We start from the raw sequence: 12,524 nt of genomic DNA, 5'->3' as shown, positions 1-12,524 counted from the left end.
CCGAAAAACCTCATTGAAACAAGAGACCGCTCGCCGATGACGGGCGTAAAGTAAGCATGTTGGTAGCATAGAGGCGAGGCTTTCGATATGCCCGGCGCGCCGATCCGCATCGCTTGCGCACCTCGGACACCTGTTCGCCGGCCGGGAGAGATTGGCCGTTCCCTCCGCTTTTAGCCAATCTCCGACGCCGAAAGACGGGTGGGACGGCGAAGCTGCTAATCTCCCCCTCGAGCGGCCCTCGAGGGGGAGATATCCGGCAGGACAGAGGGGCGCGCGAGGGATCGCCAGCATTACTGCTTCTTCGACCGACTAAGTTATGGAGCGCCCTGCGCCCCTTTCGGCTCGTCTGCGCTAAGCCGCTTTCCTCAGACCATCCGCGTCGCCACTTCCCGGCAACGCTTCCAGCGCCGCCTGCAGCAGGATGTCGCCAAGCCGCGCCGCTATCGGATCGGGCTCGGCCTCCTTGCGGTGCAGGAACAGCGCCATCTTGGGCAAGGCGGGCAGCCCGGCGATCTCCGGCGTCATCGCCCTGACGCTGGCCGGCAGGCCGATATCGGTGCGGATCGTCAGTCCGAGCCCGGCGGCGACGGCTGCCCAGATGCCGCCAAGGCTGGGGCTGGAGAAGGCCATCCGCCATGCCAGGCCGGCGCGGTCCAGCGTTTCGGTCGCCACGCTGCGCAGCAGGCACGGCGCTTCGAGCGCCACCAGCGGCAACGGCTCGCCATCGCGCAGGCAGGTCTCGATCTGTTTTGCCGGGCCGATCCAGCGCATCTGGACGTCGGCGAGATTCCGGCTGTAGGGCAGCGTCGCGCCATTGTGCCAGGCAAGCGCGATATCGACGCTGCCCGAAATGATCCTTTCGGCAAGCTCATGGCTGCGCGCGATCCTGGCCTCGATCTTGACCTTGGGATGGGCGCGGGCGAAGCGCCCGAGCACATCCGGCAGCACCGCCTCGCCGAAATCCTCCTGTAGCCCAAGCCGTACCCAACCCTCCAGCTCGACATCGTGGATGGCGGAGGCGGCCTCGTCATTGAGCTCGATCAGCCGGCGCGCGTAGCCGAGCATGGTCTCGCCCGCGTCCGTCAGCGCCAGGCCACGCCCAGATTTGCGGAAGATCGGCGTCGCCGCCTGCTCCTCCAGCTTCTTCAATTGCGCACTGATTGCCGACGTCGAGCGGCCGAGCCGGTCGGCGGCCTTGGCGAAGCTGCCCAGCTCCATGCCGGTAATGAAGCTGCGCAGAACTTCGAGATCGAATGTCACGCGTCGCATAGCGATAATCCTGATATTTAGGACATTATGTGAAAAACTTCCTGATATTCAGTACGAAGTTATGGCGGTAGAGAGAGCGCGTCAAGACCCGAACGCAACCAGCGCATGCAGGAGCTGAACCATGTCCGCTGTCGACACACGAGCAGATTGCAAACCGCTTCGCCCGGCCGCCGTTACCACCCTGTCAGAGGCGGCGGTGCTTCGACCCAATCATCGCTGGAAGGTGCTGGGTATCGGCGTCGCCGCCAACGCCTGCTTCTCCGCGACATTCTCCGGCATTCCGGCCACGGCGGTGTTCCTACGCTCGGGCTATCATCTCTCCAATGGCGAGCTCGGTCTGGCGCTTGGCCTTCTCGGCTTGGGCGTGGCGCTGAGCGAATTGCCGTGGGGGCTGCTGACCGATCGCTGGGGCGACCGCCGCGTGCTGCTGACCGGGCTCGGCGCAACCGCGTTGTGGCTGCTCGTCATGGCCGCGCTGGTCGTGCCGTCACCAGCCCAAATTCCCGGCGTCGCGCTTCTCGCCGCTGCCCTGCTGGTCACCGGATTGCTCGGCGGCAGCGTCAACGGCTCCAGCGGCCGCGCCATCATGGCCTGGTTCGGCGAAGGCGAGCGTGGCTTTGCCATGAGCATCAGGCAGACGGCGGTGCCGCTTGGCGGCGGGCTTGGCGCGCTGGTGCTGCCGTCGCTCGCTTCGGCCCATGGCTTCACGGCGGTCTTCGGACTTCTGGCGGCTGCATCCGCCGTCTCGACCTCACTCGCCTGGCGCTGGCTGCATCAGCCGCCGGCGCACGACCATGCCCATTCGAGCAGCGCGGCAAAGCCGGCCGGCCCCGCGCCGCTGCGCAACCCGGCCGTCTGGCGCATCGCGACAGCCATCGGCCTGCTGTGCTTCCCACAGGTGGCCGTGCTCACCTTTGCTTCCGTCTTCCTACATGATTTTGCCGGCATGGGAACAGCCGTGATCAGCGCCAGCCTGGGTGCCGTGCAGGTCGGCGCCATGGTCATGCGCGTCTGGAGCGGCCGCTATACCGACCGTCACGGCAACCGCCGGTCGTTCCTGCGTCTGTGCAGCATGCTGAGCGTGGCCGCCTTCGCCGTGCTTGCGGCGCTCGTCTTGTTTTCGGCCCAATTCTTGTCAGGCCAAGCGCCGATGCTGTCGCCGGCGATCGTTGCGATGCTCGTCGTGGCCGGCATCTGCGTCTCCTCCTGGCACGGCGTCGCCTACACCGAGCTTGCGACGCTGGCCGGCGCCAGCCAGGCCGGAACGGCGCTCGGCCTTGCCAACAGTCTGGTCTTCATTGCCTTTTTCCTGGTGCCGATCGCCATTCCGGGGCTTCTCGTGCTCTGCTCGTGGCCAGGCGTCTGGCTGGGTGCGGCTATTTGCGCGCTGATCGCCTGGCCGATCTTTCTTCCGCCAACGGACAGCCGCAAAAGCGCCTGACTTCGACACGAGATGGGAAAACAAGGTTCTAAGCTGTTAACGCCCCATCAAGGTTAATGCATCATTGTAGCTCTCCAGTGGGGTCCGTTGCGTTTCTGGAGAGTTCCGTGCATCGACGTGTTTTGACGCGGCTTGTCGCCGCCGCCGGTGAGAAAAAGCGTTCCTTCCTGTCTCCGTTTATTATTGGCCTTGGCATCTGGATCGGCTTTCCGAGTGTCGTTGCCTATCAGGACATGACAAGCCTGGTCTCCGGTCTTGAGGCGCCGAGCGTCCGCTGGAACGCCTATGTCGAGAAATCCGTCGCCGGCTCCGTTCACGCCGCCGAAATGCCCTTCCTCGATTCCAGCAGCACCGGCTCGCTCTCCGGCTCCGGCGTCCAACTGCCCGGCATCGGCGCCGTCTCGTTTCGCGGCAAGGGCGGCATCGCCGGCACGACGCCGGACGAGAACCGTATCACGCGTGCCGACAAGAAGGGCCGCATCATCGAGGTCTCGCCCGTCTCGCCGCCGAAGAACTTCAACGCCGGCTCGATCTTCGAGCGAACCTCCTCGCTGCTGCGCCCAAGCATGGACAGCGGCCTGAGGATGGCCTTCGCCAAGCCCGAGATCAAAGGCAAGGAAATTCAGATCGCGGCCTCCTTCCACACGCGCGTCGACAAGAAGCCGGATTCCGGCGTGCCGGCGATGCTTGCCGCGCTGGTCAACAACGATCATCCCGACGTGCTGGCGACCGCCTATGCCTCGTCTGCCCCCGATTACGCCAAGGCGTCGCCTTTCGAGGCCTTGCTGCAGGACGAGGACCCGAACGATGGCCGCTTCATTCCGCCCCTGAGCAAGGGCGATCATTCTTGGATGCAGACGCCGCTGCCGGCGAGCGTCTTTTCCAAACCGGAGCAGGCCTGTCTCGCCAACGGCATCTATTTCGAGGCGCGCGGCGAGTCCGTGCGCGGCCAGGCCGCCGTCGCCCAGGTCATCCTCAACCGTGTCCGAAACCCGGCCTATCCGAACTCGATCTGCGGCGTTGTCTACCAGAACGACAACTGGTTCAACCGCTGTCAGTTTTCCTTCGCCTGCGACGGCAGGAAGAAGCGGATCGACAACCCCGCTGCCTACAAGACCGCTCAGGATGTCGCCATGGCCGTCACAGCCGGCAAGATCTTCATTCCGGAAGTCGGCTCGTCGACCCATTATTACGCCAACTACGTCCATCCGGGCTGGGCGCGGACGATGCAGAAAATGACCAGGATCGGCCTGCACATCTTCTACCGCACCTATGGCGGCGGCTGGAGCTAAGCGCTCTGGCGGCCCTTGCATCTTTCCCGCGAGAGCGGCCGATGGAAGACGCATCGCCGTGGGGATTCGGCCGCAGCCCGCCGGAGACCGCGTCGGGCACGATGTCGCACCCAGGCAAGTAGCTGATTCATAACGAAAAAATACTTGAGCTCGAAGGTCCGCCCGTGGCTTGACGGGCGCGGACCCTCTAACTATGTTGCCGGCGACTTTAAGAAGCGGACGGACGGTAACGGTCTGACCGGGCAGGGGGGGTTGCGTGGCCGACAAGAATGGGCCAGACGGAACCGGCAAAACCGGCCGCGGCAAGCAGCATGAAGCCGACATCCGCGACGACGATCTTGAGCGCCGCCGGCGCGACCTTGAAGCATCGCTTGCGACAAGGCGGCCGGATCGGCTCGAGGGGAAAGACGACGCGAAAACGGGCAGTGTGGCCGGGTACGGCCAGGCGCTCAAGCTGTCCAGCGAGTTCATCGCCGGGATAGTGGTCGGTGCGGCTCTCGGCTGGTTTATCGATCGCGTGGCGGGGATATCGCCATGGGGTCTGATAGTCGGGCTGCTGCTGGGTTTTGGCGCCGGCGTGCTCAATGTCCTGCGTTCAGCCGGGCTTGTGTCGGAATTCGGAACGGGCGACAAACCGCGCGATCCGAAAGAATGAATTGAGGCGCCGCATGCCGGCGCATTGAACAGAATGCTGAAGCCGTCTGCGGCTTTGATGGGGATTTAAAGTGGCTGCTGACAAGGTCGATCCGATCCACCAGTTCCAGATCCATCCGATCATTCCGATTCACATCGGCGGCTATGACCTGTCTTTCACCAATTCGGCTCTGTTCATGCTTGCGACGGTTGCCGTCGCGGCGGCGTTTCTCTATCTCAGCACATCGAGCCGCAGCCTGGTTCCGGGCCGCCTTCAGTCGGTCTCGGAAATGGCCTATGAATTTGTCGGCAATATGCTGAGGGACGCCGCGGGCACGCAGGGCATGAAGTTCTTCCCCTTCGTGTTCTCGCTGTTCATGTTCGTGCTTGTCGCCAACCTGCTTGGCCTGTTCCCGTATTTCTTCACCGTCACCAGCCACATCATCGTCACTTTCGGCCTCGCCGCGCTGGTGATCGGAACGGTTGTCGTCTACGGCTTCACCAAGCACGGCGTTGGCTTCCTGAAGCTGTTCGTCCCGCATGGCGTGCCGGTCTACCTGCTGCCGCTGGTGGTGCTTATCGAGGTGATTTCCTTCGTCTCACGTCCGGTCAGCCTGTCGGTTCGTCTGTTCGCCAACATGCTCGCCGGTCACATTACGCTGAAAGTGTTCTCGGGCTTTGTCGTCAGCCTGAGCGCGCTCGGCGCGGTCGGCGTGGCGGGTTCGGTTCTGCCGCTGGCCATGGCCGTGGCGCTGACGGCGCTTGAGTTGCTGGTCGCGTTCCTGCAGGCCTACGTCTTTGCCGTGCTGACCTGCATGTATCTCAACGACGCCCTGCATCCCGGGCACTAACTAGGTTCCGGCATTGCCGCCGGATCGAATTTGCAACGGAATTTTAGATCCAAAGGAGTTGAACAAATGGACGCAGAAGCAGCAAAGTACATCGGCGCCGGCATCGCATGCCTCGGCATGGGCGGCGCGGGCGTTGGCCTCGGCAACATCTTCGGCAGCTATCTGGCGGGCGCGCTGCGCAACCCGTCGGCCGCCGACGGCCAGTTCGGCCGTCTGATTTTCGGCTTCGCCGTGACCGAAGCGCTGGGTATTTTCTCGCTTCTCATCGCGCTTCTCGCCCTGTTCGGCTGAATATTTGTTCGGCTGAACATTGGGAAGAATTGAACAGGCCGGCCGCGATCCTGCGGCGGGACTGAATTTCGGGGATAGTCCATGTTCGTGACATCTGCCTTTGCGCAAGAGTCCGCGCCCGCCGCAACGGAAGCCGACGCGCACGCCGCCACCGGCGTGCCTGCCGAGGCGCACGGCACGTTCCCGCCATTCAATCCGGCAACGTACCCGTCACAGCTGGTGTGGCTGGCAATCACTTTCGGGCTGTTCTACGTCTTCTTGAAACGGGTAGTGATGCCGCGCGTCGGCGGCATCATCGACGTTCGCAACGACCGCATCACGCAGGATCTCGATCATGCTGCCCGGTTGAAAAGCGAGGCCGATGCCGCCGTTGCCGCCTATGAGCAGGAATTGGCGGAAGCCAAGGGCAAGGCCAATGCGATCGGTCAGCAGGCCAACGATGCGGCCAAGGCGGAAGCCGAAGCTGCCCGCAAGACGATCGAGGCAGCGCTTGACCAGAAGCTTGGCGAGGCCGAGGCGCGTATTTCTTCCATCAAGGCCAATGCCATGAAGGAAGTCGGCACGATCGCCGAGGACACCGCTTCGGCCATCGTCGAGGCGCTTGTCGGCGGCAAGGCCAGCAAGGCCGAAATCGCGGCCGCGGTCAAATCCGTGGCCGGGTGAGGAGCGCATCATGGACGCCACATCTCTCGCGACGCTTTGGGCAACGGTTGCCCTCGTAATCTTCCTCGGCATCGCCATCTACATCAAGGTGCCGGGCATGATCGCCAAGGCGCTCGATGCGCGGGCCGACAAGATCAGCTCCGAGCTCGAGGAGGCGCGCCGGTTGCGCGAAGAGGCACAGCAGCTGCTTGGCCAATACCAGCGCAAGCGCAAGGAAGCCGAGCAGGAGGCGGCGGCCATCGTTGCCGCCGCCAAGCGTGAAGCCGACATGCTTGCCGCCGAGGCGCACCAGAAGACCGAGGACTATGTCGCCCGGCGCACCGCCTTGGCCGAGCAGAAGATCGGCCAGGCCGAGCGCGAAGCGATCGGCGAAGTGCGTGCCAGCGCTGTCGACATTGCGGTCGAAGCCGCGCGCGCGCTGCTGGCCGGCAAGATCGACGCCAAGGCCGGCGCCGACCTGTTCAACGCCTCCCTGCAGGATTTGAAGTCGAAACTGAATTAAGCGACTTCGTCGAGAAATTCATCGGAAGCCGCCGGGGAAACCTGGCGGCTTTTTTGTTGGCGAAAGCGGCAGAGCGCATAATCTCCCCCTTGAGGGGGAGATGTCGCCAAAGGCGACAGAGGGGGGCGGTACGTCCTGGCGCGACGCCACTGGGACGAAAGAGAACGTTGACGCTTCACACGAAGGCGACCCCCTCTGGCCTGCCGGCCATCTCCCCCTCAAGGGGGGAGATTGCGCGCTCAGCCGCTTTCGCCAATCTCAATCCAAACCCGAAAAACCCTCTTCCTCCAGCACCTCGGTGCCGCCGAACCGGAACGGCGCGAAGGAGGCGCGGTGCAGCCGCGCCACCGGCCCGTGCAGATCGATTGCCGTGCGATGGCGCACAGTGGCGTAGCCCATATGCAGTTCGAAGCCGTAACGCGCATGATGGCTGCCGCAGCCGCACATCATTCGGTCGCGCAACACCTTGGCGACGATCGAGGCTGCGGCGATCGACTGCGAGCGCTGGTCGCCCTTGATCAGCGCTTTGCCCTCGCAGGGCAGGCCGGGCGGCACGTCGCGGCCGTCGGCCAGTGCCAGCTTCGGCCGGATTGACAGGCCGGCCACTGCACGGCGCATCGCCTCCAGGCTGGCCCTGAGAATGTTGGAGGCATCGATGCCTTCGGCGCTGACCGAGGCCATCGACACGGCGAGTGAGGAGCCGAGGATTTTCATGAACAGCGCCTCACGCTGCAAATGCGTCAGCCGCTTGGAATCATCGAGGCCGTCGGGGATGTTGGCGGGATCGAGCACCACCGCTGCCGCCACCACCGGCCCGGCGAGTGGGCCGCGGCCGGCCTCGTCCATCCCTGCCACCGGCCAAAGGCCTTCGGCCATCGCTCTCGTTTCGAACGAGAAGTCGGGTTTCTCGACGATTTCGAAGAGAAGCGGAGAATCGGAACGCGGGCGAGCCATGGTGCGGCGAGGTTCGCATCGGCTCCGATTCTCCGCAAGTCCCCTCCGGGTCGGGCGGGGCACCGGACCAGGAGGGGGCTACCGTCTGCAAGCCCGGGGACAGGACAGGCCGGACGGGATTTTTCGCCTTCTGCGGCCGCTTCAAAGCGGCTGGCGCGAGACGCTTTGTCACAGCAGCATCAGCTGCTCGGTTGCCTTGGCAGCGGGGACGAACTGGTCGGTCCTGAGCGAGCGCCGTTCGGCATTGAGGCCGAGCCGTTTGGCGGCGATCTCGAAACGCCGGCCGATCTGCCAGGCATAGGGGCCGGAGCCTTTCATGCGCTTGCCCCATTCCGAATCGTAGTCCTTGCCGTCGCGCATCGAACGGATCAGCGACATGACGTGGCGATAGCGGTCGGGATAGTGGCGCAGCAGCCAGTCCTTGAAGATCGGCGCGACCTCCAGCGGCAGGCGCAGCAGCACATAGCCGGCTTCACGCGCGCCCGCTGCCTGCGCCGAATCGAGGATGCGCTCCATTTCCGGGTCGGTCAGTCCGGGGATGATCGGCGCGACCATCACCGAGGCCGGAATGCCGGCGTCCGAAAGCTGTCTGACCGCCTCCAGCCGCTTGGTCGGCGTCGACGCGCGCGGCTCCATCGTTCTGGCCAGCATCCTGTCCAATGTCGTCACCGACAGCGCCACCTTGGCCAACCCTCGCTCGGCCATGCGCGACAGAATGTCGATATCGCGGATCACCAGTGCCGATTTGGTGACGATGCCGACCGGATGGCCGCGCGCCTCCAGAACTTCGAGGATCTCGCGCATGATCCGGTATTGCTTCTCTATCGGCTGATAGGGATCGGTGTTGGTGCCTATGGCGATGGTGCGCGGCTGGTAATTGTCCCTGGACAATTCCTTGTCGAGCAACCGCGCCGCATCCGGCTTGGCAAACAGCTTCGATTCGAAATCCAGCCCCGGCGACAAGCCCATGAAGCTGTGCGTCGGCCGCGCGAAACAATAGACGCAGCCATGTTCGCAGCCGCGATAGGGATTGATCGAGCGGTCGAAGGAGATATCGGGCGATTCGTTGCGGGTGATGATGGTGCGCGGCTTCTCGACCTGTACCTCGGTCCTGAAGGGCGGCAGCTCCTCCAGCGAATTCCAGCCGTCATCGAACACATGCCGGCTGACCGGCTCGAAACGGCCGGACGGATTGATGCCCGCCGACCTGCCGCGATTGCGGTCCGGACGGACGCGCATGCCGCTCTGCTCGATCATCGCATTCGCCATCTCGGCCCTGCCAGCGCCGAAGGCGGCAATGTCGGCACGCACGATCTGTTCCATTTTGGCCCTTTCCCAGGGACTATCCGCCCGCTGTCGAATCGCTCTGCTCATGAATGTATTCCTATCGCATCGATGAGAACAAAGCAAGAACTTTCTCGCGGCGCGCCGCAAAAACTGGCGCTGCCCACCGCTTTCCGCTATTCGGCTAAACATGCTCAGCGTCCTGATCGAAACCCTGAATGACGAGGAGGGCCTTGCCCGCACGCTCGCCTCGCTGATCGGCGGCGCGGTCGAGGGCGTGGTGCGCGACGTTCTCGTCTGCGACACCGGCTCGACCGATCAGACGCACCGCGTCGCCGAACATGCCGGCTGCCACTATGTCAGCGGCGGCATCGCTGCGGGCATCAGGCAGGCCAAGGGCGACTGGCTGCTCTTGCTGGAACCGGGCGCGCGGCTGGGGGAGGGCTGGATCGACGAGGTCGTCGCCCATACCGCCAGGCAAACCATGGCGGCGCGATTTTCGCGGGCACGCGGCAGCCGCGCGCCCTTCCTGTCACGCGTCTTTGCCGGAAATCGCGCTCTCGCCGAAGGCTTGGTGATCAGCAAGCGTCAGGCCGCCGCGCTATCAAAGAGCGCCCGCAGCGCCGAAGCGATCGCCCGCGGCCTGGCGACCAGGAGGCTCCACGCCGAGATCTGGGTGGCGCCGCGGAAGTGACGGCTTACCATCCCGGCCTAGGGAATGCCGCCCAAGCAAATTTTCTGGCGGGTCGTCGCTTATTGTGCATTGCACAAAATCTGGCCGGGGGTTACCATTCCCTGCGAAACGGGCGAATGGGTTTGGGGTGTGCCGGAGCGGCGGCGACGACTATCGTCGATGCTGTTCCATCGACATTTGAGGACCCCGATGACCCTTTCAAGCCCCGACAAGTCCGGCGCTGCAAGCCTCGAGGCGATCGCACGCAACGGCGGTACGCTGCGCCGCATCGCCGCCCGCATCCCGACCTATCTTTCCGACCTTCGCGAGAATCCGGCATGGCTGCCGATGTTCATGCTGGCCCGCACCATGCCGGCGCGGCGCCTGCACTGGCGCGGTGCAAAGCCCGTTCCGCCGGCGCGCAATGTCGGTGAAACGATGTTCGCCGGCGTCGATCGCGATGCCGTCGTCGGCGCGCTGCGGACGGAGGGGCTCTATTCGGGCCTGATGCTGCCGGCCGCCATCCATGAGGAGATTGCCCGCTTCGCCGAGCGCACGCCATGCTTCGGCAATTTCGACCGCCGGCTGGAATTCCTGCCCGAAAAACACGCCGATGCCGAAAAGCATTTCGGCCGCCCGCTGCTCAGCGGTCACTATTTCGAACGGGTCCTCGACTGCAACGCTGCGGTCGCCGTGCAGCGCGATCCGCTGCTTCTCGATATCGCAGCGCACTATCTCGGCAGCCAGGCCAAGCTGATCACCACCCGCGTCTGGTGGAGCTTTCCGACCGGTGGCGTCTCGGACGCCGACAAGAACATGGCCTCGCTCGGCAAATACCATTTCGACCTCGATGACTGGCGGATGCTGAAGTTCTTTTTCTACCTGGTGCCGGTCGACAACGACACCGGGCCGCATGTCTATGTCCGCGGCTCCCACAACCGCCGCATCCTGAAGCATCAGCTGACGCTGCTTGTCGGCCATTCGGCGGAGGAGGTGCTGGGCGTCTATGGCGAGCAGAGCCCGGTCACGCTGACCGGGCCGGCCGGCCTCGGCTTTGTCGAGGACCCGTTCGGCTTCCATATGGGCACCGTGCCGACGCGCACGCCGCGGCTGATGATGGAGGTCGGCTTCGGCGTGTCGCCGCCCTCGCGCCGCCGTTTTCACGGCGAGCCGGTCATTCGCTAAACCGAGGTCGCTTGGCTGATACCTTGGCTCGCTTCAGCCGCGCCGCAAATGCTCGTCCAGCCGCGGCATGATCTCGACGAAGTTGCAGGGCATGTGCCGGTAGTCGAGCTGCGGCTTCAAGATGCCGTCCCAGGCGTCCTTGCAGGCGCCGGGCGAGCCCGGCAGCACGAAGACGAAGGTGGCGTTGACGACGCCGCCGGTTGCCCGGCTCTGGATCGTCGAGGTGCCGATCTTGTCGTAGGATATGCGGTGGAACACTTCGGAAAAGCCGTCCATGCGCTTTTCGAAAATCGGCTCCAGCGCTTCCGGCGTCACGTCGCGGCCGGTGAAGCCGGTGCCGCCGGTGGTGATGACGACATCGATCGCTTCGTCCCTTGACCAACCTAGGACCTTGTCGCGGATCTTGTCGCGGTCGTCGGTGACGATGTCGCGGGCGGCGAGGATGTGGCCGGCCTCGGCAATACGGTCGGCCAGCGTCTGCCCGGATTTGTCGTCGACGAGGCTGCGCGTATCGGAAACGGTCAGTACCGCGATGCGCACGGGAACAAAGGGGCGGCTCACGTCAATCCTGGCCATGGGCATCAGCCTCCGATCTCACGCTTCGCGTCGCCGCGACAAACCAGTCGGGATGGCGGCCGCGGATATCGACGGCCGCGCGCTTGGCCACGTTGCCGGTCTCGAACAGCCCGAAGCAGGTGGCGCCGGAACCCGACATCCTGGCAAAACCGGCTCCGGCCTTGTTAAGCACGGAAAGCGCCTTGCCGATGGCGGGCTGGATTGCACGCGCCGCAGGTTCGAGATCGTTGCGGGTGATCTCCAGCCAGTTGCGGATGCTGTGGAAGTCGAGGCTGTGCGGCAGCGGCGGCAGCGCCGCATTGTCGCGGCGGCCAAGCGCCTCGAACACGTCGGCCGTCGAGACGGCAGTGCCGGGATTGACGAGCACCAGACCCAGCGCCGGGAAATCCGGCACGAGTGTCAGCTCGTCGCCGACGCCGCGGGCTATCAGTGGCTTAGCAGCGAGGCACATCGGCACGTCGGCGCCGAGCGACAGGCCGATCCGCGCCAGTTCGGCATCGTCAACATCAAGTCCCCAGGTCTGGATCAGGGCGCGCAGCACAGCCGCCGCGTCGCTCGATCCGCCTCCGACACCGGACGCGACCGGCAGGTTCTTTTCGAGCCGGATGGCGACAGCCGGCGCGTGTTGGGAACCGGCCTCGCGACGCAGTGCGTCGCGCGCTCTCACCACCAGATTATTGTCGTCGACCGGCACCGCGGAGGCGTATTTGCCGGACACGGAAAACCCATCGCTGTCGGCAAGTTCTGTCTCGATGCGGTCGCCGAAGCGCGTGAACACAGCCAGGCTTTCGATCATGTGATAACCGTCGGCGCGCCGGCCGGTGACGTGCAGCGCGAGATTTATCTTGGCGTGCGCATGCAATGCCCGGAGGCTGGCCTCGGCGTTGATTGGCTCGGCCGCGAGGGGGAC

Annotated in this window: 14 protein-coding genes; 9 read left to right on the top strand and 5 right to left on the bottom strand. The window is 64.5% G+C overall.

All coding sequences use genetic code 11. The features are described 5' to 3' along the window. Nucleotides 1-351: 351 nt before the first annotated feature. The gene (locus NKJ12_RS06520) at nt 352-1,269 is read right to left on the bottom strand and encodes a LysR substrate-binding domain-containing protein (RefSeq protein WP_352505255.1); all 918 of its coding nucleotides are present in this window, start codon (nt 1,267-1,269) and stop codon (nt 352-354) included. A gap of 121 nt (nt 1,270-1,390) precedes the next feature. Between NKJ12_RS06520 and NKJ12_RS06515 the strand changes: the two genes are divergently transcribed. The 7 genes from NKJ12_RS06515 to NKJ12_RS06485 all read left to right on the top strand — a co-directional run bounded on the left by NKJ12_RS06515 (nt 1,391) and on the right by NKJ12_RS06485 (nt 6,942). Then, nucleotides 1,391-2,710 carry an MFS transporter gene (locus NKJ12_RS06515; RefSeq protein ID WP_352505254.1) on the top strand — a complete coding sequence of 440 codons (1,320 nt, stop codon included), beginning with the start codon at nt 1,391-1,393 and terminating at the stop codon, nt 2,708-2,710. Nucleotides 2,711-2,817: 107 nt separating this feature from the next. Further along, the gene (locus NKJ12_RS06510) at nt 2,818-4,002 is read left to right on the top strand and encodes a cell wall hydrolase (protein WP_352505253.1); all 1,185 of its coding nucleotides are present in this window, start codon (nt 2,818-2,820) and stop codon (nt 4,000-4,002) included. 256 nt (nt 4,003-4,258) lie between these two features. Further along, on the top strand, nt 4,259-4,657 hold the full coding sequence (locus tag NKJ12_RS06505) for an AtpZ/AtpI family protein (protein ID WP_352505252.1): 399 nt from the start codon (nt 4,259-4,261) through the stop codon (nt 4,655-4,657). Nucleotides 4,658-4,727: 70 nt separating this feature from the next. Next, nucleotides 4,728-5,486 (top strand): F0F1 ATP synthase subunit A, encoded by a 759-nt coding sequence (locus NKJ12_RS06500; RefSeq protein WP_352505251.1) that lies wholly within the window; start codon nt 4,728-4,730, stop codon nt 5,484-5,486. Nucleotides 5,487-5,552: 66 nt separating this feature from the next. After that, nucleotides 5,553-5,777, top strand: coding sequence for a F0F1 ATP synthase subunit C (locus tag NKJ12_RS06495; protein WP_254820421.1), 225 nt, complete (start codon nt 5,553-5,555; stop codon nt 5,775-5,777). An 81-nt stretch (nt 5,778-5,858) separates the two neighbouring features. Next, on the top strand, nt 5,859-6,440 hold the full coding sequence (locus tag NKJ12_RS06490; RefSeq protein ID WP_352701645.1) for a F0F1 ATP synthase subunit B: 582 nt from the start codon (nt 5,859-5,861) through the stop codon (nt 6,438-6,440). A 10-nt stretch (nt 6,441-6,450) separates the two neighbouring features. Next, the gene (locus tag NKJ12_RS06485) at nt 6,451-6,942 is read left to right on the top strand and encodes a F0F1 ATP synthase subunit B (protein WP_352505249.1); all 492 of its coding nucleotides are present in this window, start codon (nt 6,451-6,453) and stop codon (nt 6,940-6,942) included. Between the two features lie 258 nt (nt 6,943-7,200). Here NKJ12_RS06485 and rnhB read toward each other — a convergent pair whose 3' ends face one another. Both rnhB and NKJ12_RS06475 read right to left on the bottom strand, forming a co-directional pair. Beyond that, nucleotides 7,201-7,896, bottom strand: a complete 696-nt coding sequence (rnhB, locus tag NKJ12_RS06480) for a ribonuclease HII (RefSeq protein WP_352505248.1) — start codon at nt 7,894-7,896, stop codon at nt 7,201-7,203. Between the two features lie 168 nt (nt 7,897-8,064). Next, the gene (locus NKJ12_RS06475; RefSeq protein WP_352505247.1) at nt 8,065-9,219 is read right to left on the bottom strand and encodes a PA0069 family radical SAM protein; all 1,155 of its coding nucleotides are present in this window, start codon (nt 9,217-9,219) and stop codon (nt 8,065-8,067) included. Nucleotides 9,220-9,370: 151 nt separating this feature from the next. Here NKJ12_RS06475 and NKJ12_RS06470 point away from each other — a divergent pair, with 151 nt between their 5' ends. Next, nucleotides 9,371-9,874, top strand: coding sequence for a glycosyltransferase (locus NKJ12_RS06470; RefSeq protein ID WP_023716858.1), 504 nt, complete (start codon nt 9,371-9,373; stop codon nt 9,872-9,874). Between the two features lie 189 nt (nt 9,875-10,063). Next, entirely contained in the window at nt 10,064-11,038 is a 975-nt protein-coding gene (locus NKJ12_RS06465) for a phytanoyl-CoA dioxygenase family protein (RefSeq protein WP_352701642.1), read from the top strand. 33 nt (nt 11,039-11,071) lie between these two features. Here NKJ12_RS06465 and moaB read toward each other — a convergent pair whose 3' ends face one another. Continuing rightward, nucleotides 11,072-11,614: a molybdenum cofactor biosynthesis protein B gene (moaB, locus tag NKJ12_RS06460; protein WP_352701640.1), complete on the bottom strand. Its 543-nt coding sequence runs from the start codon at nt 11,612-11,614 to the stop codon at nt 11,072-11,074. Continuing rightward, nucleotides 11,601-12,503, bottom strand: coding sequence for a 4-(cytidine 5'-diphospho)-2-C-methyl-D-erythritol kinase (locus tag NKJ12_RS06455; protein WP_352505454.1), 903 nt, complete (start codon nt 12,501-12,503; stop codon nt 11,601-11,603). Before NKJ12_RS06455 ends, moaB begins: the two co-directional genes overlap by 14 nt. Nucleotides 12,504-12,524: the final 21 nt, after the last annotated feature.

The organism is Mesorhizobium sp. M0195, from assembly GCF_040322115.1.
Lineage (GTDB): Bacteria > Pseudomonadota > Alphaproteobacteria > Rhizobiales > Rhizobiaceae > Mesorhizobium.
This window is presented reverse-complemented; position numbering and strand designations above follow the sequence as displayed.

Excerpts from the sequence above, each read along its gene's own strand:
- NKJ12_RS06520 (WP_352505255.1), bottom strand. The coding sequence starts at position 1,269 with ATGCGACGCGTGACATTCGATCTCGAAGTTCTGCGCAGCTTCATTACC.
- NKJ12_RS06515 (WP_352505254.1), top strand. The coding sequence starts at position 1,391 with ATGTCCGCTGTCGACACACGAGCAGATTGCAAACCGCTTCGCCCGGCC.
- NKJ12_RS06495 (WP_254820421.1), top strand. The coding sequence starts at position 5,553 with ATGGACGCAGAAGCAGCAAAGTACATCGGCGCCGGCATCGCATGCCTC.
- NKJ12_RS06490 (WP_352701645.1), top strand. The coding sequence starts at position 5,859 with ATGTTCGTGACATCTGCCTTTGCGCAAGAGTCCGCGCCCGCCGCAACG.
- NKJ12_RS06485 (WP_352505249.1), top strand. The coding sequence starts at position 6,451 with ATGGACGCCACATCTCTCGCGACGCTTTGGGCAACGGTTGCCCTCGTA.
- rnhB (WP_352505248.1), bottom strand. The coding sequence starts at position 7,896 with ATGGCTCGCCCGCGTTCCGATTCTCCGCTTCTCTTCGAAATCGTCGAG.
- NKJ12_RS06475 (WP_352505247.1), bottom strand. The coding sequence starts at position 9,219 with ATGGAACAGATCGTGCGTGCCGACATTGCCGCCTTCGGCGCTGGCAGG.
- NKJ12_RS06470 (WP_023716858.1), top strand. The coding sequence starts at position 9,371 with ATGCTCAGCGTCCTGATCGAAACCCTGAATGACGAGGAGGGCCTTGCC.
- NKJ12_RS06465 (WP_352701642.1), top strand. The coding sequence starts at position 10,064 with ATGACCCTTTCAAGCCCCGACAAGTCCGGCGCTGCAAGCCTCGAGGCG.
- moaB (WP_352701640.1), bottom strand. The coding sequence starts at position 11,614 with ATGGCCAGGATTGACGTGAGCCGCCCCTTTGTTCCCGTGCGCATCGCG.